Below are 21,156 nucleotides of genomic sequence, written 5' to 3' on the forward strand. Positions count from 1 at the left end.
CCGCGCGCACTGGCGCGGCTTTGCGAAACGCTCTAAACAGCCCGCCTCACGGGAGCGGCCGCGCATCGGCGACCCCCGCTCCCCGACCTCGCGCGGCGGTTCATGGCGAAGATCACTTTCATCGAGCATTCCGGCGAAAGCCGCACGGTCGACGGCCGCGACGGGCAATCCGTCATGGAGGCCGCGGTCGCGAACGACGTCCCCGGCATTGACGCCGACTGCGGCGGCGCCTGCGCCTGCGCCACCTGCCATGTCTATGTGGACGACGCCTGGACCGAAAAGGTGGGCGGCCCTGCTCCGATGGAGGAGGACATGCTCGACTTCGCTTATGACGTCCGCCCGAACAGCCGCCTGTCTTGCCAGATCAAGATCACGGCCGCGCTCGACGGGCTCGTGGTGACGACGCCCGAACGACAGGGGTGACGGGACGGCGCGCTCAGCGCGCCAGCGCCCGCATGGCGCCTTCGAGACCCTCGAGGCTGAGCGGATACATCCGGCCGCCGACGAGGTCGCGCACCATGCCGATCGACGGCGTCCAATCCCATTGCGCCGACGGCAGCGGGTTGATCCAGGCGATCTTCGGGAAACGGTCCACAAGACGCTGAAGCCATACCCGCCCGGCCTCCCGGTTCATGTGCTCCACCGAGCCGCCGGGCGACAGTATCTCGTAAGGGCTCATCGACGCGTCGCCGACGAACACGATCCGACAGTCCGGCGGAAACCCGCGCAAGAGATCGAAGGTCGGCGTCGTCTCCGTCCGCCGGCGGCGATTGTCCTTCCACAGATGCTCGTAGACGCAGTTGTGGAAGTAGAAGTGATCGAGCCGCTTGAACTCGGCGCGGGCCGCCGAGAACAGCTCCTCGCAGATGCGGACGTGGCCGTCCATCGAGCCGCCGACGTCGAGCAGCAGCACCACCTTGACCGCGTTGCGCCGCTCGGGGCGGAGCTGGACGTCGAGCCAGCCCTGACGCGCCGTGGCGCCGACGGTGCCGTCAAGATCGAGCTCGTCCGCGGCGCCGGTGCGGGCGAAGCGGCGCAGGCGCCGAAGCGCGACCTTGATCGCGCGCGTCCCGAGTTCGGCCTGGTCGTCGAGGTCGCGGAACTCGCGCTTGTCCCAAACTTTCGCGGCGCGGAAGCTGCGGTTCCCGTCCTGGCCGATCCGCACGCCTTCGGGATTGTAGCCGTAGGCGCCGAAGGGCGAGGTCCCGGCCGTGCCGATCCACTTGTTGCCGCCCTCGTGACGGCCCTTCTGTTCGGCGAGGCGTTCCCTTAGCGTTTCCAGGAGCTTGTCGAGCCCGCCGAGCGCCTCGATCGCGGCCCTTTCCTCCTCGGAGAGGCCGCGCTCGACGCGTTTCCGCAGCCATTCCGGATCGACGGCGCCCTCCGCGAGCGCGGCGGCGAGGCTGTCGGCGCCGGCGAAGACCTCGGCGAAGGCGCGGTCGAAACGGTCGAAATGGCGCTCGTCCTTGACGAGGCAGGCGCGGGCCAAAGCGTGCAGCGCCTCGACGTCGCGGCCGGCGAGATCGCGGTCCAGCGCCGCGAGAAACGCCAGGTGCTCCCGGAGGGAGACCGGCACGCCGGCGGAGCGGAGGGCGTCGAAAAACCGGAGAAACATGCCGCCTCAGCCCGCGCGGACGTTAACCAAGAATCGAGAGAGACGGTTAAGTATGGTGAACAAGGCGTTAACGACGTTTGCCAACGGTCGGATTCCACTGTTCTCTAGGCCATCGATCATCGGTAGCATTTGAATGGCCGAGGACTAACCCCCGTCCGGCGCGGCGCGCCGCCACGCGGGAGGGGTCCGAAGCAGCCGAATGGTCGGGCCCGCGTCGTGTTTGCGGGCCGAGCGCCGCAGACGGCCGACCCCGCGCGCTGATGGCGCGCGACCCGGCCCGAAGCGACCGATGTGTGCAGTGTACGGACGCGAGGCTCAGACGATGGCGAATGCGAACACGGCGAAGGATCCTGCGGAAGCGGCCCTGTCGGCGATCGAGGAAGCCCTCAACCTCGTCGCGCCGAGCGCGAAGGCGACCGTGGAGCCCTCCCCGCGGTCGGCGCCCGAGCCCTCCGTCGCCGAGCGCATGAGCGGGACGTCTCCGGACCCCTCCCCGCAGCCTCTCGCCGCGCCCTCCCCCGGATCCGATCGGCGGGCCGCCGCGGTCGACCGCGGACGCCGCGCGCCGGCGAACGACGACGCCCGCTCGTTCGCGCACATCGTCTACGCCCTGCAGCGCAAGCCGTCCGGCGCGCCGTTCGTGCTGGCGACGATCGCCTCCGTCGCCTGGGCCGGGCTCGGCGCGCTCTACGCCTTCGGCGTGGTGGGCCTCGGCGGCCAGGCCGATCTCGCGGACCCGGCCGTGCAGGCCCAGCTCGCCGCCGCCGCGGTCGGGACGCTCGCGCCGATCGTGTTCTTCTACATGATCGCGATGATGGCTTGGCGCTCGCAGGAGATGCGCCTCGTCGCCCGCTCGATGACGGAAGTCGCGCTCCGGCTCGCCGAGCCCGAGACCGCCTCCTCGGAGGCCGTCGCCTCGCTCGGCCAGGCGGTGCGCCGCGAGGTCGCGGCGATGGGCGACGGCGTCGAGCGCGCGGTCGCCCGCGCCGGCGACCTCGAGTCGCTCGTGCGCGGCGAGGTCTCGTCGCTCGAACGCTCGTTTCACGACAACGAACTGCGCGTCCGCGCGCTCATCGCCGAGATGCAGAGCCAGCGCGAGGCCATCGACGGCAACGCCGAGCGGCTGCGCGCCACCGTCGGCGAGGCGCAGGAGGCGCTCGCGCGCGACCTCAGCGCGGCCGCCGCGCTGCTGACCGCCAACATTTCCGAGTCGGGCGCCCGCATCTCCGAGCAGCTCGACGCCAAGAGCGCTGAGCTGACCGACGCCATCACCGGCGCGGGCGAGGCCATGCTCAACGCGGTCGGCGGCCGCGGCGCCGACATGATCGAGCGCCTGACGAGCACCGGCGAGGCCGTCTCCACCTCGATCGAGGAGACGAGCGCGCGGGTGTCCGCCTCCTTCGCCGAGCGCGCGGAGATCGCGCAGGCGGCGCTGATGGACGCCAGCGAGACGCTGTTCCGCTCGGTCGAGGAGCGGGCGACGCTTGTGACCGACCGTTTCGCGGCCGCCGGCGCCGACATCGACGACCGTCTGGCCCGCACCAGCGAACAGATCGCCGGCGCGCTCGATTCCCGCGGCGCGGACATCGCCGAACGCCTCGACCGCGTCGGCGTCACGCTGCTCGACAGCGTCGCCCGCCGCGCCGACGAGGTCGCCGAAAAGCTCGACAGCACCGGCGAGGCCGTGACCGCGAACTTCAGCGACCGCGCCGCCGACGTTCTCGGCGCGCTGACCGCCGCTGGAAGCGGCTTCCACGCCGCGCTGGACGACCGTTCGCGCGACATGCTCGACGGGCTCGGCGATCGCTCCCGCGATCTGCTCGACGGTCTTGCGGAACGCTCCCGCGAGCTCGGCGACACGCTCGCGGCCACGGCCTCCTCCGTCACCGAGGACTTCGGCTCGCGCGGCGATCGCGTCACCGAAGAGCTCGTGGCGGTCGCGGCCCGCCTCTCCGACGATCTGGCCTCGCGCGCGGCGCTCGCCTCCGACCGGCTGCAGAAGACCGGCGACGACGTGTCGGCGGAGTTCGCAGAGCGGGCCGAGCGCGTGGTGCGCGCGATCGCCGAGCGGGCCGAGGACGTCACCGGCGCGCTCGCCCAGGCGGGAAGCGACCTCGACGGCACGCTCGCGGTGCGTGCCGCGGAGATCACCGACGCCCTCAAGAGCGCCGGCGACGGCGTGGTGCTGGACCTGTCGCTCCGCGGCTCCGAGATCACCGGCAAGCTGGACGAGACCGGCGGACGCCTCGCCGAGACCATCGCGCTCAAGGGCGGCGAGCTCGCCGAGCGGCTGCAGGACGCCGCCTCCCGCATGCACGAGGCGATCGTGGTCCACGGCTCCGATCTCGAACGCCGCTTCACCGAGGACGGCGAGCGCATCGCCGGCCTGCTGGAGACGCGCGGCGACGACGTGGCGACCCGCATCGTGCACGCCAGCGATCGCGTCCACGAGGCGATCGTGGTGCGCAGCAACGAGATCGAGCGCGACTTCGAGGCCGCCGGCTCCCGAATCGTCGCGGCGATCGACGGCCGTTCGGCCGAGGTGCGCGAAAACCTCGAAACCACCGGCGTCACGATCGCCGACGTCCTGTCCGAGCGCGGCGCGATCCTGATCACCCAGCTCGGCGACACCGCCGAACGGATCCACGACGTGGTCGTGAACCGCGGCGACGATCTCGAGACCCGCCTGAGCGGCGTCGGCTCCCGCATGGGCGAGACCATCGACGCCCGCGCCGCGGAAGCCGCGGCCGCCTTCGAGGCCGCCACCGGCCGCATCTCCACCGGCGTCGACGAGCGCCTGCGCGCCTTCGAGGAGCGCCTCGCCACCACCGGCGCATCGGTCGCCGACGTCATCGCCGAACATGGCGGCCAGCTCGCCGGGACGCTGACCGAGACCACAGAACGCTTCCACGACATCGTCGTGGTCCGCGGCTCCGATCTGGAGCAGCGCCTGGCGGCGGCGGGCGACGCGCTTAGCGGCAAGATCGATTCCCGCGCCGTTGCGGCGGAAGCCGCGTTCGAGGCCGCGACCGACCGCATCGGCAAGGGCGTCGACGAGCGCCTGCGCGCCTTCGAGGATCGCCTGTCCTCCACCGGCGCCTCCGTCGCCGACGTCATCGCCGACCATGGCGGGCGGCTCGCCGGAACGCTGTCGGAGACCACCGAGCGCTTCCACGACATCGTCGTGGTGCAGGGCGCGGACCTCGAGGATCGGCTCGTCTCGGCCGGCGACGCCCTCAGCGGCAAGATCGACGCCCGCGCCATCGCGGCCGAAGCGGCCTTCGAGGCCGCCACCGCCCGCATCGGCTTCGGCGTGGAAGAGCGCCTGCGCGCCTTCGAGGAGCGCCTGTCGTCCACCGGCGCCTCCGTCGCCGACGTCATCGCGGAGCGCGGCGGCGCGCTCGCCATCACGCTGGGCGACACCGCCGAGCGCATCCACGACGCGGTCATCACCCGCGGCGGCGACCTGGAGCGCCGCCTCGCGTCCGCCGAGACGCGCCTCGTCGACGCCATGGGCGCGCGCACGCTCGCGGCCGAGGCCGCGTTCGAAGCGGCGAGCGCCCGCCTCGGCGCCGGTTTCGACGACCGGATCGCGGCCTTCGAAACCCGTTTCGACAGCGCTGGCTCCACCCTCGGCGAGCGGCTCGCGACCGAGGTCGAGAAGGCCGACCGCCTGCTCGACCAGGCCGTCCGCGCCGTCGCCGTCCGGCTCGAGGACGGGACCGCATCGGTCCGCGCCACGTTCGAGACCTCGGCCGAAAGCTTCGGCGGCCTGCTCGACAACCGCGCCTCCGAAATCGACGAACGGCTCGCGCGGATCGCGAGCGAACTCGGCGAGTCGATCTCCCGCCGCGGCGCCACGCTCGGCGAAGCTCTCGCCGTCGCGGCCCGCGGGCTTGCGGACGACATCACCGCGCGCGGCTCGGCGGTCAACGACAGCTTCGCGGCCCAGCTCGCCGCGCTCGACGCCACCCTCGGCGAACGCGGGCCGGCTCTCGCCGCCCGGCTGTCGGAAGTGGGCGGCGGCTTCGCCGACCAGATCGCGGCGCGCGTCGCCGAGGTCGAGGGCGTGCTGCGCGACGAGGGCGCCAAGCTCACCGATCGCATCGGCGCGCAGGCGCTTGCGCTCGACGCCACGCTCGGCGAACGCCTCGGCGCCTTTGACGGCAAGCTGTCCGAGCTCGACGGCGCCATCGCCGACCGCCTCTCGGCCTTCGACGAGCGGGTCACCGCGCTCGACGGGGCCTCGCGCAGCCAGACCGGCGCGATCGACCGCCGGATCGAGCGGCTCGACGAGACGCTCGGCGAGCGCATCGGCCAGTTCGACGACAAGATCTCGACCTTCGACACCCTGTTCGGCGAGCGCATCGGCGCGCTCGACGGCCAGATCGTGCGCTTCGACGCGAGCCTCGGCGAACGGGTCGGCGCGATCGACGGGCAAATCGTCCGCTTCGACGCCAACGTCTCGGACCGCATCAACTCGATCGACGGCAAGGTGGCCGCGATCGACGACGCCATCACGGCCCAGATCGACCGCATCGACGGCAAGGTCGCCTCGCTCGACCAGGTCGTCGGCGAACGGCTGAGCGCGTTCGACAGCCGGGCGACCTCGCTCGACGCGGCGCTCGGCGACCATGTGCAGGCGCTCGCCGCCCGCATCTCCCAGCTCGACAACGCGCTCGACGAACGCGTCGGCGCCTTCGACGAGAAGGCGAAGCTGATCAGCGGCGCGCTGGCGGCGAGCCTCGAGACCTTCGAGAACCGCGCCGGCGTGCTGAACCGCGCCGTGGCCGCCCGCCTCGCCGGCTTCGACGCCAAGGCCGGCGAGCTGGAGAACGCGATCGGCGGCCGCATCGACGCCTTCGCGGAGCGGACGAACGAACTCGACGGCGTGCTCGCCGCCCGCCTCGGCGGCTTCGACGAGCAGTTCGCGAGCCGCATGGGCGATCTGGCGCTTTCGCTTGAAAGCCGCATCGGCCGGATCGACGACGGCCTCGACGCGCGGACCCGCGCGCTCAACGAGACGCTCGCCGCCCGCACGCTCGACCTCGCCCGCACGCTCGGCGAAGGCTCGACCGGGGTCGCGGCCACGCTCGCCCAGCGCGCGGCCGAGTTCGCGGCCGACCTGTCGGAGCGCACCGACGGCCTTGTCTCGGCCTTCGACGAGAAGGCGACGGCGATCTCGTCCTCGCTCGGCGCCAAGGCGCTCGAAGTGGCGGGCGCGCTCGAAAGCCGCATCGCGCGCTTCGAGACCACGGTCACCGGCCGCATCGACAGCGTCGGCGAGACCCTCGACGCCCGCGGCGAGAACCTCGCGGAGCGCATCTCCGGCCGCGTCGAGAGCGTCAACGCGACGCTCGCCGAGACCTCCGGCCGCGTCGAGAGCGATCTCGCGCGCCTCACCGCCGAGGTCGCGGAGCGGCTCGCCGCCCGCATCGCCGAAGTGGGCGCGGCGCTCGACGCCAACGGCGCCGGGCTCGTGGACCGCATCGGGGCCCGCGGCGAGGCCGTCACGCGCGAGCTCGCCGGCGTCGGCGAGACGGTGTCGACCCAGCTCGACGAACGGCTCGCCAATCTGGTCGAAACCGTCGGCGCCCGCGGCGACGCCCTGCGCGACACGCTGGAGACGCTGAACGGCGACCTCGCCCGCACCTTCGAGACCCGCGGCGCCGAGACCGTCGCCGGCCTCAACGGCGTGGCCGACCGCCTGCGCCTCGCCTCCCACCGGCTCGGCGAATCCATGGGCGCCGAGACCGCCAAGACCGTCGAGCAGCTCGACGCCTCGGCGAAGCGCCTGCAGGACGCCGTCACCGAGGCGACCTCCGCCCTCGCCGCGACGGTCGCGCGCGAGAGCAAGCGCGCGGTCGGCGACCTGACGGAGACGCAAGCCGCGCTGACCGGCGCGCTCGGCGAGGCGCTGACGCGCCTCGGCGACTCGAACGCCGCCCTCCAGACCCTGCTCGAAGGCGCCGGCTCGAAGCTCGGCGCGGTCGAGACCGAGCTCTCCGGCCGCGTCTCCGCCTTCGAGGAGATCATGGCGGACATCGCGGAGACCACCACCCGCACCGGCGAGAAGGTCGGCGCCCAGGTGGTGTCGCTGCGCGACGTTTCGGCCGGCGTGCTCCAGCGCGTGACCGAGGTGTCGAAGCAGCTCGAGCATCAGGCGCAGGCGATCTCGGGCGTCACCTCGACGCTGGACGGCGCCCAGAGCCGGCTCGCCGGCGCGCTCGAGGAGCGCCGCGCGGCGCTCGAGGGCCTCGCCGCCGGTCTCGGCGCCAAGGCCGAGGAGCTGACCCGCTCGCTCAACGGCTACGTGGTCGCGATCGACGAGCAGCTCACTCGCTCGGAAGCGCGCGCGAAGAGTGTCGCCGAGGGGCTCGCCGCGCAGGTCGGCGCCACCTCGCAGTCGATCGCGAGCGAGTTCGACAAGGTGCGCAAGCTCGGCGACGCCGAGCGCGAGAAGGCCGCCGCCTCGCTCAAGGCTTCGAACGAGGAGGCCGCCCGCGAGATGGCGCGCATGCTCGGCGAGGCCACCAAGCGCTTCGCCGACGTCACCGCCGAGATGCGCGGCATGACCTCGACAATCCAGACCGAGCTCGACCAGACGCGCGAGCAGCTGCGTCGGGGCGTGCTGGAGATGCCGAAGGAGGCCGAGGAAGGCGCGGCCGAGCTGCGCCGCGTGGTGGCGGAGCAGATCAAGGCGCTGAACGCGCTCGGCGAGATCGCGGCCCGCCAGGGCGCCGCGTTCGACGTCGCCGAGCCCGCCCGCGAGGCGCGGCCGGCCGCGGTCCGCACGGCGCAGGCGGCGGCGCCCGCAGCTCCCGCCCGGCCCTCGGCCGCGCCGGCGCCGAAGCCCGCCCCGCAAGCCGCCGCCCGGCCCCAGCCGGCGGCCGCCGCGCCGAAGCCGGCCCCGGCGCCGGCCAAGCCCGCCGCGGTCGACGACAACGGAAGCTGGATCTCCGGCCTGCTCGCCCGCGCCTCGCGGGACGACGAGCCGGCGGCGGCGCCCGCCGCCCGCAAGCCCGCCGCGACCCCGGCCGCGCCGCAGCGCTCCCCGCTGCACGCGATCGAGTCGCTCGACAGCCTGTCGGTGGACATCGCCCGGATGATCGACCATCAGGCGGTCGCGGACCTCTGGGACCGCTACCGCCGCGGCGAGCGCAACGTGTTCACGCGCCGGCTCTACACGCTGCAGGGCCAGCAGACCTTCGAAGAGATCAAGCGCAAGTACGGCAGCGAGCCGGAGTTCCGCGGCACGGTCGACCGCTATGTCACCGAGTTCGAGCGCCTGCTGGCCGAGATCGCCGAGGACGACCGCGACGGCATGCTGACCAACACCTACCTGACCTCGGAGACCGGCAAGGTCTACACCATGCTCTCGCACGCGGCCGGCAAGTTCGACCCGCGCTGACGCCGATCATCGTCCCGACGAAAAGCGAAGGCCCCGGAGCTCAAGGCTCCGGGGCCTTCGCGCGTTTGACGCTTCGCGCCCTTCAGACGTAGGCGATCAGCCGGCCGAGCGCGGCGACGCCGAGCCAGAGCCCGATCGAGCCGAGCGCCTGCGCGCGGGCCGCGACCGGCGGGCCCTGGTCCCAGAAGGGGTAGCGCGACCGCCAGAGCGCGCGGAACGCAAGCGCGTTGGCGAGCCCCAGCGCAGCGCCGGCAAGCTTCCAGAGCAACAGGGTGTTCGTGGACAGCGCGCGGGCGTCGGCTGCGAACAGCAGCGGCCCGGTAACGACGAGGAGCGCCAGCCCGACGCCTGCGAACGGCGTCAGCAGCCGCGCCGCGTCGTCGACCGCGACCGCTTTGCCGAACCCCAGCAGCCGCAGGTCCAGCAGCAGGATCGGCCCGACCAGCAGCACGAGGCCGAGCAGGTGGACGAGGTTCGCGAGCGGATAGGCGACCGCGGACTGCCGCATCGCCACGCCGACGCGGGAGGCCTCGAGCGCCGCCGCCCACAGCGGCGGATCGGCGATCGGCTCCATCGGTCGAGACGCCTTTAGCGCAGCTCCACCGTCTTGCCGCCGGCGGTGATGCGCTCGGCGCGCAGCTCGGGCCGGCCGCGGGAGTTGGGGTAGCCTTCGACCTTGACGGTCTTGCCCGGCGCGATGTCGGCCTCGGCGAGCCCGCGCGCGTTCATGCGCGACGGCGGCGCCAGCACGACCTCCCATTTCGCGCCGTCATGCTCCAGCGTGAGGTCGCCGTGGGGATTGCCGTAGGACGACGTCAGGACCGGACCTTCGATCGTGACCGTCTTGCTGGAATCGTAGCTCGACCAGCCGTGGTGGGCGAGCGCGGGGGTCGCGATGATCGCGAAGATGGCGGCGACGCGGGCGGCGGCGTTCATGGGGACTCTCCTCCGAGGTTTCCCGGAGGGTGGCGCGCGTCGGCTCTGCGGCAAGCCGCGCGCGATCAGGCCTGCGTGAGCGCGCGGCCGGCCGAGCCGCCCGGTCAGAGCTGCTGGCCGGTCCAGCCCACCAGGCCCGTCAGCACCCGGCGCAGCGCCTGATCGAGCGCGCGGGTCGCGGTCGGGCCGTCGACCGCGCCCGCGAGCGGCTGGCGGGCGACGAACACCTCGCCCGCGACGATTTTGCCGGTCTTGTCGTTGATGATCTTGGCCGTAAGCTCCACCACCGCCTCGCCGGTCGCGGCGCGGATCTCGAAGGCGCGCAGCTCGGTCACGAGCTGGAAGTCCGGGGCGAGACGATCGCCCGGACGGCCCACGCTCCGGAGCCGGGCGGCGTTTTCGTAGGATTCGATGATGCGCGCCTGCACGAGCTTCGGCAGGCGGTCGGACCACTGCGACTTCGGCAGATAGGTGACCTGCCCCTCATTGGGCTTCACGACGATGCGCTGGCCGTCGATCACCGCCACCGCCACCGGCTCGGCCACCACCAGCACGCCGCGCTGGCCGCCGCCGCGCGGCAGGTCGGACGGCGCCGTCAGGTCGTAGGTCGCGTCCGGCGACCCCGCGAGCAGGCCCGCGCAGCCCGAGAGCGTGAGCCCGAGCGCGGCGACGATCGCCAGGCGGGCGGCGACGGTCCTGAGGGACGAACGGGCCAAGGTTTTCTCCACGCTGTCTTGAACTGGGGCGCGCGTCATCGTCCACGGTACTCCGGCACGCCGTTTCCTCCGCCGCCGAACAGGAACTGGCGCGGGTTGCGCTCCAGGCTCCGGAGCGTGCGCTCCAGCTCGCCGAGCGTGCGCCGGCCGTCGGCCGCGAAGCCCTGCAGGTCGCGCACGCCGGAGCTCGACAGCTTGTTGATGCTCGACGTGATATCGGCGGTGCGGCCGTCGAGCCGCTCGGCGAGGATGCGGATCGCCTCGCTGGTCTTCTGGAAGTCCGCGATCGCCCCTTGCGTCTGGTCGGACCCGATGACGCGCTGGGCGTCGGCGATCACCGCGTCGAGCCGGTCGGCGGTGCCGGTCAGGCGCCCGGAGATCTGCTTGGCGTCGGCGACGATCTGATCGACGGTCTGGGCGTTGCGCCCGAGCGCGGCGGCGAAGGCGCCGACATTGTCGACGGTCGCGCGCACCTTCTCGCCGTCGATGGCGGAGAGGATCCGGTCGGCGCTCGCGACGGTGCGGTTGATGGTCTGGCCGTCGATCGAGGTCGCGAGGCCCATAAAGCCGTCGACCGCGCGGTTGATCTTCTCAGGGTCGATCGCCGCGATCGTCCGGTCGGCGTTGCGCGCGGCGCTCTCGACCGAGTTCAGCGTGTTGGTCACCTTGGCCGGATCGATCGACTCGAGGATGGCGGCGAAGCGGTCGACGGACGCCGACACCTTGGTCGAGTCGATCGAGGCGATCATGGTCTGGACGCCGGCGAGGATGCCGTCGACGCGGCCGCCCGAGGCGCGAAGCTGCTCGGTCAGCGCCGCCACGTCGCCGAGCGCCTTCTGCACCTGCGGGGCGCCGTCCCTCAGCGCCTGCGAGAAGGCGACGACGTTGGTCATCGTGGCGTCGACCTTCTTGACGTCGACCGCCCGCACGAGGTTCTGCACGTCGGTCGTCAGCGGCACCAGGTTCTCGGCCAGCGTGCCGATCTGGCGCGCGGCGATGCCGGTGTTCTGCATGAAGGACTTGAGGTCGTCGGAGTTCGCGGCGAGCGCGGCGGTGAACTGCTCCACGTTCTGCAGCGAACGCTCGACCGAGCCGCGGCTGTTGCCGACGAGGCCCTGAATGTCGGTGAAGGTGACCTGCGCTTTCTCGAGCACCGTGCGGGCGCCTTCGAGGATGTCCTGGAACGCGGAAGGCTCAGCGAGGAGAACCGGGGCGTTGTTGGGATCGCCCTCCTCGGTCGTGACGAGCGGGAAGGATTCCGCGGTCTGCGACCCGCCGGTGAGCTGCACGACGGAGCCGCCGGTCAAACCGGTGATCTCCAGCCGCGCCTTGGTGTCCTTGCGGATCGGCGTGTTGGGGAACACCTCGATGCGGGCCACGACCTTCGCCGGGTCCTGCGGGTCGAAATTCAGGTTGGTGACGTCGCCGACGCGGATGCCGTTGAACAAGACGCCGGAGCCGGGCGTCAGGCCCGAGACCGCGCCCTGGAATTGCACGCGGTAGATCGCGCGCGCGCGCTGCTGGCCGGCGTCGGTGAACCACCAGACGAAGGCGGCGGCGCAGACAAGCACCAGCAGGGTGAAGCCGCCGACAAGAGCGTGGTTGGCGCGGGTTTCCATGAGGGTCGCGTTCTCCTTCCGCGCGGCTCAGGCCGCCGTCGCGCCGACGCCCGCGGCGCGGGCCCGTTCGCCACGAAAATACTGCTGCATCCACGGATCCTCGTTACGGACCATCTCGGACATCGGACCGACCGCCAGCGCCTTTCCGCCCTTGAGCGCGGCGATGCGGTCACAGGCGGTGGTCAGGCTGTCGAGGTCGTGGGTCACCATGTAGACGGTCAGACCGAGCGAGTCCTTCAACGTCATGATCAGCTTGTCGAAATCGGCGGCGCCGATCGGGTCGAGGCCCGCGGTCGGCTCGTCGAGGAACACGATGTCGGGATCGAGCGCCAGCGCGCGCGCGAGCGCGGCGCGCTTGATCATGCCGCCCGAGAGCTCGGACGGGTAGCGCTCGGCGGCTTCGGGCTTGAGCCCGACAAGGTCGATCTTCAGCCGCGCGATCTCGTCGAGCAGCTTGGGGCCGAGCGAGGTGTGCTCGCGCAGCGGCATCTGGATGTTCTGCAGCACGGTTTGCGACGAGAACAGCGCGCCCTGCTGGAACAGCACCCCCCAGCGCCGCTCGACCGCGAGCCGCTCGCGCGGGCCGGCCTCGTCGAGGTCGACGCCGAGCACCTCCACCGTGCCGGACCGCTTCGGCAGCAGCCCGATGATGGCGCGCAGCGTCACCGACTTGCCGGCGCCGGACGGGCCGACGACGCCCAGAATCTCGCCCTTGCGCACGTCGAGGTCGAAGCCGTCGATGACGTTGCGGTCGCCAAAGCCCACGACGAGGTCGCGCACGCGGATGACGAGCTCGTGGCCGTCGTCCGACATCAGCTGCTTGGCGCCTGCGCTCGCGGCCATCGTCAGATCCCCATCGAGGCGAACAGCATCGCGAACACGCCGTCGAGCACGATGACGATGAAGATCGCCTTCACCACCGACGAGGTGGTGCGGGCGCCGAGGGATTCGGCCGACCCCTCCACTTTCGCGCCTTCCGTGCAGGCGATCAAACCGATGACCACCGCCATGAAGGGCGCCTTCACGAGGCCGACCATGAAGGTCTGGAACGTGACCGCGTCCTTGAGCCGCTGCAGGAAGGTGACCGGCGTGATGTCCCCGTAGACCCAAGCGACCAGGCCGCCGCCGAGCAGCGCGGCCATGGAGGCGATGAAGGCGAGCAGCGGCAGCGCGATTACCAGCGCCACGAGGCGCGGCATGGCGAGGATCTCGATCGGATCGAGGCCCATGGTCTTCAGCGCGTCGATCTCCTCGCGCATCTTCATGGAGCCGATCTCGGCGGTGAAGGCGGAACCCGACCGGCCCGCCACCATGATGGCGGTGAGCAGCACGCCGAGCTCGCGCAGCACGAGGATGCCGAGCAGGTCGACCACGAACAGGGTCGCGCCGAAGTTCTTGAGCTGGAAGATCGACTGCTGGGCGACGATGGCGCCCACGAGGAACGAGATCAGCGCGATGATCGGCACCGCATGCAGGCCGACGCGCTCGAGATGCACCACCGTCGAGGTGTAGCGGAAGCGCCAGGGCGCGATCATGAGCTTCGCGGTCGCCATCACGACCGCGCCGAGGAAGGCGAGGCCCAGCATGATGTCGTCGCGGATGCTGAAGATGGCCGCGCCGAACCCGGCGAGCAGCGCGAACAAAGGATTCTCGGAGCGCGTCTGGGGCGGCTCGCTCTTGCCGCGCTTGTCGAGCGCCTGAAGCAGGCGTTCGTGCTGCGGCTTCGCGCCGTGGGTCTCGGCCCGGGCCCCGGCCGCCTCGCCCGCGGCCCGCAGCCGGCCGAGCAGGATGGCGCCCACGGTGTCGAGACGCTCGAGGCGCGACAGGTCGAGCGCGACGGTCTTGCCGCGCGCGCCGGAGAGGTCGAGACGGTCGATGCGCTCCGACAGGGCTTCGCCGGTCTCGGCCGTCCATGGGCCGAGCGGCGTCAGCACGAGACCTTCATCGAAGGTTTCGACTGTGAGGTCGGCCTTGGCTGCGTCCTGCACTTGGATTGCCGGAGGCTCCTCTGGTGTGCGCCTTGCCGCGCCACCCCCCTCGCCCGTATTACTCAGGCTCACGAGCGGCTGTCGAGCGACGGCGACGAGAGGAGCGCGGGTTGGAGATCGCAAAGCCCTACCTGTTGTTTTTGGGGGACGCTCCCGACGCGCTGGCGGCCAAGACCGCGGCCGGCGTGGTGGACTGGCGGCGCGACTGGTGCGTCGGCCAATTGCGGCTGCCCGGCTGCAAGGCGGATGTGGGCCTGCCCGAGACCGACGTCGCGGAAGCGGTGGCCCGGGGCGCGAAAACCTTCGTGATCGGCGTCGTGAACGCGGGCGGCGTGCTGCCGGATCACTGGCTCGACCAGATCGTGCTGGCGCTCGAATCGGGGCTCGACGTCGCGAGCGGGCTGCACGGCCGGCTCGCCGACACGCCGCGCATCGCGGAGGCCGCGAAGGCGAACGGCCGCCTGCTGCACGACGTCCGCCACGCGCGCGAGACGTTCGCGACCGGCAAGGGCTCGAAGCGGCCCGGCCTGCGCCTTCTCACCGTCGGCACCGACTGTTCCGTCGGCAAGAAATACGCGGCGCTGGCGCTCGAGGCGGAGATGCGCGCCCGCAGGCTCGACGCCGACTTCCGCGCCACTGGCCAGACCGGCGTGCTGATCGCCGGCCGCGGCGTCGCGGTCGACGCGGTGGTGGCGGACTTCATCTCCGGCGCAGCGGAGTGGCTGACGCCGGCCGCCGATCCCGCCCACTGGGACGTGGTCGAGGGCCAGGGCTCGCTGTTCCATCCCTCGTTCGCGGGCGTGACGCTCGGCCTGCTGCACGGCTCCCAGCCCGACGCCTTCGTGGTCTGCCACGAGCCGACCCGGACGACGATGCGCGGCGTCGCGACGCCGCTGCCCACGATCGGCCAGGTGATCGAGGCGACGGTGGCGAGCGGCCGGCTGACCAATCCGGCGATCCGCTGCGTCGGGATCGCGGTCAACACCTCAGCCCTCGACGAGGCCGCCGCGCGGGTGGAGCTGGACCGGACCGCGGCCGCCCACGGCCTGCCCGCGAGCGACCCGGTGCGCTTCGGCGTCGGCCCGATCGTCGATCGCCTCGTGGCGGAGTTTTCGTGAACGCCGCCCCGATCGAACACCCATGCCGCCGGTCCTGACCGCGCGGATCGAGCGCTGGCCGATCGCCGGCGCCTTCACCATCGCGCGCGGCACGGTGACGGAGGTCGTCACCGTGGTCGCCGAGATCGTCGACGGCCCGCATCGCGGCCGGGGCGAGTGCCGGCCCTATCCGCGCTACGACGAGACGCCGGAGGGCGTGAAGGCCGAGATCGACCGGCTCGCCGGCGCGGTCGCGGACGGGCTCGACCGCGCCGCGCTGCAGGGCGCGCTCCACGCCGGCGCCGCCCGCAACGCGCTCGACTGCGCGCTCTGGGACCTCGAGGCCAAGCGCCGCGGCGTCACCGTCGCGGCGCTCGCGGGGCTTCCGGAGCCGGAGCCGCTCGTCACCGCCTACACGCTCAGCCTCGGCGCGCCGGAGGCGATGCGGGAGGCCGCCGCGAAGGCCGCCTCCCGGCCGCTGCTCAAGGTCAAGCTCGGCGGGGCCGACGAACTCGACCCCGCCCGCATCGCGGCCGTGCGCGCCGGCGCGCCCGACTCCGAACTGATCGTCGACGCCAACGAGGGCTGGACCGGCGCGGCGCTCGCCCGCAACCTCGCCGCCTGCGCCGAGGCCCGCGTAACGCTGGTGGAACAACCCCTGCCCGCGGCGGACGACGCCGCGCTCGGGCGGATCGACCGTCCGATCTCGGTCTGCGCCGACGAGAGCGCCCATGACCGCGCGAGCCTGAAGGCTCTGATCGGGCGCTACGACGCGATCAACATCAAGCTCGACAAGACCGGCGGCCTGACCGAGGCGCTGCTGCTGGCGGAGGAGGCCCGCGCCGCCGGGCTCGTCGTCATGGTCGGCTGCATGCTGGCCTCCTCGCTCGCCATGGCGCCGGCGACGCTGGTGGCGCAAGGCGCGGCCGTGGTCGACCTCGACGGGCCGCTGCTGCTCGCGCGCGACCGGGAGCACGGCATCGTCTACGACGGCAGCACGATGTCGCCGCCCTCGCCCGCGCTCTGGGGATGATCGGGCGGGCGGCGCTCAAGCCTCTGTCATCGCCCGCGATTCGCACGTAGTTTGGGGCGAAGCGTCTCGTCCGCCGCGGCGGTCCCGGCGCGAACCGCGCGCCGTTCGGGATTTCATGTCCTCGCCTCCTCCGCTGTCGTTCGAAGATTACGAGGCGATCGCGTCCGCCGTGATGGAGACGGAGCGCGGGCGCTGGTTCCTGAGCGAATTCGCCCGTCGCAACCGCGCCGCCGACACCGGCCAGATCCTTCAGGCGCTCGAGGCGCTGGAGAAGCGCGTCACGGCCGCGCCGGCGCAGGCCGTCTCGGCGGCGCGTGTCCCGGCCGACGCCGCCCTCTCCGCGCCGCTCGACGGACTGGCCGAGGCCGCGGGCGCCGTCCGCGCGGCGCTGACCGCGCCGAAGCCGCCGGAACGTCGGGTCGAGCTGGCGCTCGCCCGGCTCGCCGCGCTGGAGCGGATCGTCGTGGACGGCCTGCGCGCGACCGGCGGACAGCCGGCGCCCGTTGCGGTCGCCGCGCCGCGCCTCCCGCTCCCGGCGCCGAGGCCGACCGTGGTCGAGCAGCGGATCGCGATCGAACGGCTGGAGGTGACGCCGCCGATCGACGAGGCGCCGACCCTGGTCGCCGAGCGTTCGGCGGTCGAGGCGGCGCTGGACGAGCTGACCGCCCGCGCGCCGCTTCCCGCCGCCGTCCCGGCGCCGATGCTGCGGGCGCCTTCGAAACCGGAGGGCGCCGGCCACGCGCCGTCGCGCCGCGCCTTCGAGCCTGCGCCTGCGAAGCTCGAGCCCCGGGTCGAACCGCTGCTCGACAGCCTGACGGATGCGGAGAAGGCTCTGCTGTTCGCCTGAGCGGACGACAGCGCGGAGATCAGGCCGCCCGATCGGGCGTCGTCTCGGCGATCACCTGGCGGACATTGTCCACGAACAGCTTGGTCGCCTCGCGCCAGCCATGGCTCAGCGCCAGCGCGCGCGCCTTCTCCCGCGGCACGTCAAGGGCGGCGAGCGCCGCCTTCCGCAGGTCGACGTCGAGCACCCCCGCGCCGCTGCCCTCCAGGATGTCGACCGGACCCGTCACCGGAAACGCCGCGACCGGCACGCCCGAGGCGAGCGCCTCAAGCACCACGATCCCGAACGTGTCGGTCCTGCTCGGGAACACGAACACGTCGGACGAGGCGTAGGCCTTGGCCAACGCCTCGCCTTCGAGCGTGCCGGTGAAATGCGCGTCCGGAAAGGCCGCCTCCAGGTCCGAGCGCTGGGGGCCGTCGCCGACCACCACCTTCGTCCCCGGCAGGTCGAGCGACAGGAAGCCCTCCACGTTCTTCTCCGGCGCGATGCGGCCCACATAGAGGAAGATCGGTTTGGGCAGGTGATCGAAGGCGCGCGCGGCCGGATCCGGTTTGAAGCGCTCCGCGTCGACGCCGCGGCTCCAGTGCATCAGCCGCAGGAAGCCGCGCTCCGCGAGCTCCTTCCGGAGCGAGGGCGTCGCGACCATGGTTCCGGCGCCGGCGTTGTGAAAGCGCCGCAGCCCGGCATAGGTCCAGCGCTCCGGGATCGGCGCGCGGCGGCGGAGATATTCGGGGAACCGGGTGTGGTAGCTGGTCGTGAACGGGCGCCCCTGCCGAATGCAGGCGCGGCGCGCCGCGAGCCCGAGCGGGCCTTCGGTCGACACGTGCACGTGGTCGGCGTTGGACGCGTCGATCATCTTGGCGACCGCGCCGGCGCGCGCGAGCGACAGCCTGATCTCGGGATAGGTCGGCATCGGCAGGGTGCGGAAACGATCGGGCGTCAGCAGCTCGATCTCGACCCCGAAGGCCGGCGCGTGCTCCATCAGATGCTCGATGGTCCGCACCACGCCGTTGACTTGAGGACGCCACGCGTCGGTGACGACGAGAACACGCATATGCCTTCCCAGCGCGATGACCGCGCCTTTCCAGCGCGGTCTCATGCGGCGGCCCGCACGCCGACGGAGGCCGGCTCCGCGCTTGGGGAGACCTGCCGTCCGGCGCGCACGGCGTCCGCCCACCGGATCAGCTCGAGCCGGCCGTCGTAGTTTTCCGCCACCGCCGTGCAGCTTTCAACCCAGTCTCCGGTGTTCACATAGGCGACGCCGCCCATGTCGCGGATCACGGCGTGGTGGATGTGGCCGCAGATGACCCCGTCCACCTCCTGCTTGCGCGCCTCCGCCGACAGCGTCTCCTCGAACTGGCCGATGAAGTTGACCGCATTCTTGACCTTGAGCTTGGCCCAGGCCGACAGCGACCAGTAGGGAAAACCAAGACGCCGCCGCACGTGATTGACGTGCGTGTTGACCATCAGCGCGGTCTCGTAGGCCCAGTCGCCCAGCAGCGCGAGCCAGCGCGCGTGCCGCACCACCACGTCGAAGAAATCGCCGTGGATCACAAGGTAGCGCTTGCCGTCGGCGGCCTCGTGGATCGCGGTCTCGACCACCTCGATGCCGCCGAAATGCGAGCCGTAGTAGCTGCGCAGGAACTCGTCGTGATTGCCCGGCAGGTAGAGGATCCGCGCGCCTTTCCGCGCCTTGCGCAGCAGCTTCTGCACCACGTCGTTGTGGGACTGCGGCCAATACCAGCTCTGCTTCAGCCGCCAGCCGTCGACGATGTCGCCGACGAGATAGATCGTGTCGGCGTCGTGGTCGCGCAGGAAGTCCAGCAGCAGGTCCGCCTGGCAACCTTTCGTTCCGAGATGGACGTCGGAGATGAAAAGCGCGCGAAACCTGCGGGTTTCATCATGATCGGACAAAGTCGACCCTCCGCGTCATCGCTTCTACAGCGGCATAAGCGGGATTCGTCTCACGCGTGTGACGCGTATGCCCAGGAGCCGCGGCGTCATCCGGAAATGGCGTCGCGCCGGCAGGTTTCCAGCGGAGGCGCGCCGGCGCCCTTGAACGCGAAACGGTCGATCTCCACCTCAAACAACAGCAGAATACCCCCGGCGGGCTCCCCCGCTCCGCCGGCACGTCGCTCCAGGAGACCGCGCAGATGACTTCGAACCCTTACGCCGACGATTCGGCCGCCGCCGTGATTCCGGGCGTGCCCCATCGCTGGACGGCGCTGACCATCGCGCTGACCGCGATCGGCTTCATCGTGTTCTGGCCGCTCGGCCTCGCGATGGTGGTCTACGTCGTGTGGGGCGAGCGTATCGCCGCTTGGGCGAAGAGCCCCGCGAACCCGCTGAAGGCGGGCGGTCCCTTCGCCAACGCCCGCCGCGCGGCCGAGGATTTCGGCCGCAACGTGCGCGGCGACTTCGGCCGCAAGGCCGCGACCGGCAACGCCGCCTTCGACGCTTGGCGCGATGCGGAGCTTCGCCGGCTCAACGAGGAGCGCGCCAAGCTCGACGAGACGACCGCGGCGTTCGAGGCGCATCTGCGCGCCGAGCGCGGCGGGCAGGACGACACGCGCCAGCGCGAGGAGTTCGACCGCTTCATGAGGGAGCGCGGAGCGCGCTACTGAACGCTGCTCCGCTCCCAGGCTTAACCCTAGGAAACGCCCCGGACCCCGGTCCGGGGCGTTTCACGTTTGGCCGAGCTCTGCGACCATCCGCCTGAGACCGCCCCGGCGCCGCGCGTCGACACCGCCCGTCGCGCTCCCCATACTGCGCCCCATTCGCGCGCCATCGTCTCTCGGAAACGATGAGCGCGCCCCATGACGCCGGCGGCATGCTGACAACCGATAGCCCACCCTCGCTGACCGGCCGCATCCGGCTGCGGGACGCCGCCCGGACGAACGTGCCGTTGCGGGGCAAGGCCGCCTATTTCAGCCTGCTGAGAAGCCGGGGCGTTCACCACCTCTACTATCGTGGCGGCGGCGGATCGCACTCCTTCACGCTCCACCGCAAGAGCGTCGACGGCGTGACTTTCGGGAAGGCGCGCGAAATCCTGTCGGCGAGCTACGCCTGCCACAACCTCCACGTCTTCGAGAATGGCGGTCGCGTGCGCGCGATCGGCGGGCAGTTTCATCCGAGCGGCGCGTTCCCGCACGGCGACGGGCTGCACCAGTTCGACATGCCGCGCCACGGCCTGATCAAGGACGGGCCGCTGATCGTGTCGCCGGCCCATGACGGCTTCGTCGACGCCACGACGCTCTGGGGCAAGGAATCGGAGTTCGACGGCCATCTGAGCTGCGTCCCCCTCGACGGGGCCGGGCGATGGGCACTGTTCCTGCGGGCGAACCCCGAGCGCGGCGTCCGCAAGGTCCAATTCGCCGTGTCCGCGCCGGCTTCGGAGACCGACGGGCTCCTGCGCTTCGGCCGCTTCGAACCTGTCCGCATCGACGACGCCGGCCTCGCGCCGGGCGACTACTATTATCCCGCGGTGTCGCGCGTGGACGACCGGCTGATCGGCTTCTTCCCGTTCTTCACCGCCGACTATTGCAGCATAAGGGTGCTGTCGTCGTTCGACGGCCGCGACTGGACGGCGATCGACGACCTGTTTCCCTCGACGCCGTGGCGCAACGAACTGGGCGACCCGAAGAACAGCCATCATCCCGTCAACGGCGTGATCGACGAAGGCGACCACGTGCTGTTCTACGTCCACCACAACTATTACCGGCTCGGCGGCGCGAGCGCTCCGTTCCTGACGCGCTACGCGATCGACAAGGCGGATCTCATGCAGGGCGCCGTTCAGACGTCCGCCGATGGCGCAAACGCCGGTTGCGACGCCGCCGCATCGGCTTAAATGCCGCTCACGGCTGGAAGGCCGGCCCGGCCATCCGCGGCAGGGCGCGT

General features: G+C 71.8%; 16 protein-coding genes. 7 read left to right on the plus strand and 9 right to left on the minus strand.

Translation table 11 applies throughout. From position 1 onward, the window contains the following. Positions 1 to 102: 102 nt before the first annotated feature. Positions 103 to 423, plus strand: a complete 321-nt coding sequence (locus PKE78_RS14500) for a 2Fe-2S iron-sulfur cluster-binding protein (RefSeq protein WP_271201612.1) — start codon at positions 103 to 105, stop codon at positions 421 to 423. A 13-nt stretch (positions 424 to 436) separates the two neighbouring features. Here PKE78_RS14500 and PKE78_RS14505 read toward each other — a convergent pair whose 3' ends face one another. Further along, entirely contained in the window at positions 437 to 1,615 is a 1,179-nt protein-coding gene (locus PKE78_RS14505; protein WP_271201613.1) for a vWA domain-containing protein, read from the minus strand. Positions 1,616 to 1,937: 322 nt separating this feature from the next. Here PKE78_RS14505 and PKE78_RS14510 point away from each other — a divergent pair, with 322 nt between their 5' ends. Next, positions 1,938 to 9,026: an apolipoprotein A-IV repeat region-like domain-containing protein gene (locus PKE78_RS14510; protein ID WP_271201614.1), complete on the plus strand. Its 7,089-nt coding sequence runs from the start codon at positions 1,938 to 1,940 to the stop codon at positions 9,024 to 9,026. 82 nt (positions 9,027 to 9,108) lie between these two features. On the opposite strand, the gene PKE78_RS14515 is transcribed toward PKE78_RS14510, so the two are convergent. The 6 genes from PKE78_RS14515 to PKE78_RS14540 all read right to left on the minus strand — a co-directional run bounded on the left by PKE78_RS14515 (position 9,109) and on the right by PKE78_RS14540 (position 14,291). Then, positions 9,109 to 9,600 (minus strand): DUF6644 family protein, encoded by a 492-nt coding sequence (locus PKE78_RS14515; RefSeq protein WP_271201615.1) that lies wholly within the window; start codon positions 9,598 to 9,600, stop codon positions 9,109 to 9,111. A 14-nt stretch (positions 9,601 to 9,614) separates the two neighbouring features. Beyond that, positions 9,615 to 9,962 (minus strand): DUF6152 family protein, encoded by a 348-nt coding sequence (locus tag PKE78_RS14520; protein WP_271201616.1) that lies wholly within the window; start codon positions 9,960 to 9,962, stop codon positions 9,615 to 9,617. A 104-nt stretch (positions 9,963 to 10,066) separates the two neighbouring features. After that, a complete protein-coding gene (locus PKE78_RS14525; RefSeq protein ID WP_271201617.1) occupies positions 10,067 to 10,678 on the minus strand; it encodes an ABC-type transport auxiliary lipoprotein family protein in 612 nt (203 codons plus the stop codon). Positions 10,679 to 10,713: 35 nt separating this feature from the next. Beyond that, positions 10,714 to 12,297, minus strand: a complete 1,584-nt coding sequence (locus tag PKE78_RS14530; protein WP_271201618.1) for an MlaD family protein — start codon at positions 12,295 to 12,297, stop codon at positions 10,714 to 10,716. Positions 12,298 to 12,324: 27 nt separating this feature from the next. Beyond that, positions 12,325 to 13,140, minus strand: coding sequence for an ABC transporter ATP-binding protein (locus PKE78_RS14535; protein ID WP_271201619.1), 816 nt, complete (start codon positions 13,138 to 13,140; stop codon positions 12,325 to 12,327). A gap of 2 nt (positions 13,141 to 13,142) precedes the next feature. Further along, positions 13,143 to 14,291: an MlaE family ABC transporter permease gene (locus PKE78_RS14540; protein WP_428981284.1), complete on the minus strand. Its 1,149-nt coding sequence runs from the start codon at positions 14,289 to 14,291 to the stop codon at positions 13,143 to 13,145. 104 nt (positions 14,292 to 14,395) lie between these two features. On the opposite strand from PKE78_RS14540, the gene dgcN reads away from it, so the two are divergent. From dgcN to PKE78_RS14555, 3 genes are all read left to right on the plus strand, one after another. Next, on the plus strand, positions 14,396 to 15,403 hold the full coding sequence (gene dgcN, locus PKE78_RS14545) for an N-acetyltransferase DgcN (RefSeq protein ID WP_271201621.1): 1,008 nt from the start codon (positions 14,396 to 14,398) through the stop codon (positions 15,401 to 15,403). Positions 15,404 to 15,425: 22 nt separating this feature from the next. Further along, positions 15,426 to 16,415: an N-acetyl-D-Glu racemase DgcA gene (gene dgcA, locus PKE78_RS14550; RefSeq protein WP_271201622.1), complete on the plus strand. Its 990-nt coding sequence runs from the start codon at positions 15,426 to 15,428 to the stop codon at positions 16,413 to 16,415. Between the two features lie 115 nt (positions 16,416 to 16,530). Continuing rightward, the gene (locus PKE78_RS14555) at positions 16,531 to 17,262 is read left to right on the plus strand and encodes a hypothetical protein (RefSeq protein ID WP_271201623.1); all 732 of its coding nucleotides are present in this window, start codon (positions 16,531 to 16,533) and stop codon (positions 17,260 to 17,262) included. A 19-nt stretch (positions 17,263 to 17,281) separates the two neighbouring features. Here PKE78_RS14555 and PKE78_RS14560 read toward each other — a convergent pair whose 3' ends face one another. Both PKE78_RS14560 and PKE78_RS14565 read right to left on the minus strand, forming a co-directional pair. Further along, positions 17,282 to 18,313, minus strand: coding sequence for a glycosyltransferase family 4 protein (locus tag PKE78_RS14560; RefSeq protein ID WP_271201624.1), 1,032 nt, complete (start codon positions 18,311 to 18,313; stop codon positions 17,282 to 17,284). 41 nt (positions 18,314 to 18,354) lie between these two features. Further along, the gene (locus PKE78_RS14565; RefSeq protein ID WP_271201625.1) at positions 18,355 to 19,173 is read right to left on the minus strand and encodes a UDP-2,3-diacylglucosamine diphosphatase; all 819 of its coding nucleotides are present in this window, start codon (positions 19,171 to 19,173) and stop codon (positions 18,355 to 18,357) included. A gap of 239 nt (positions 19,174 to 19,412) precedes the next feature. On the opposite strand from PKE78_RS14565, the gene PKE78_RS14570 reads away from it, so the two are divergent. Both PKE78_RS14570 and PKE78_RS14575 read left to right on the plus strand, forming a co-directional pair. After that, positions 19,413 to 19,883: a DUF2852 domain-containing protein gene (locus tag PKE78_RS14570; protein WP_271201626.1), complete on the plus strand. Its 471-nt coding sequence runs from the start codon at positions 19,413 to 19,415 to the stop codon at positions 19,881 to 19,883. A 179-nt stretch (positions 19,884 to 20,062) separates the two neighbouring features. Beyond that, a complete protein-coding gene (locus PKE78_RS14575; protein ID WP_271201627.1) occupies positions 20,063 to 21,106 on the plus strand; it encodes a hypothetical protein in 1,044 nt (347 codons plus the stop codon). Positions 21,107 to 21,156 lie beyond the last annotated feature (50 nt).

The organism is Methylopila turkensis, assembly GCF_027922325.1.
GTDB classification, from domain to species: domain Bacteria; phylum Pseudomonadota; class Alphaproteobacteria; order Rhizobiales; family Methylopilaceae; genus Methylopila; species Methylopila turkensis.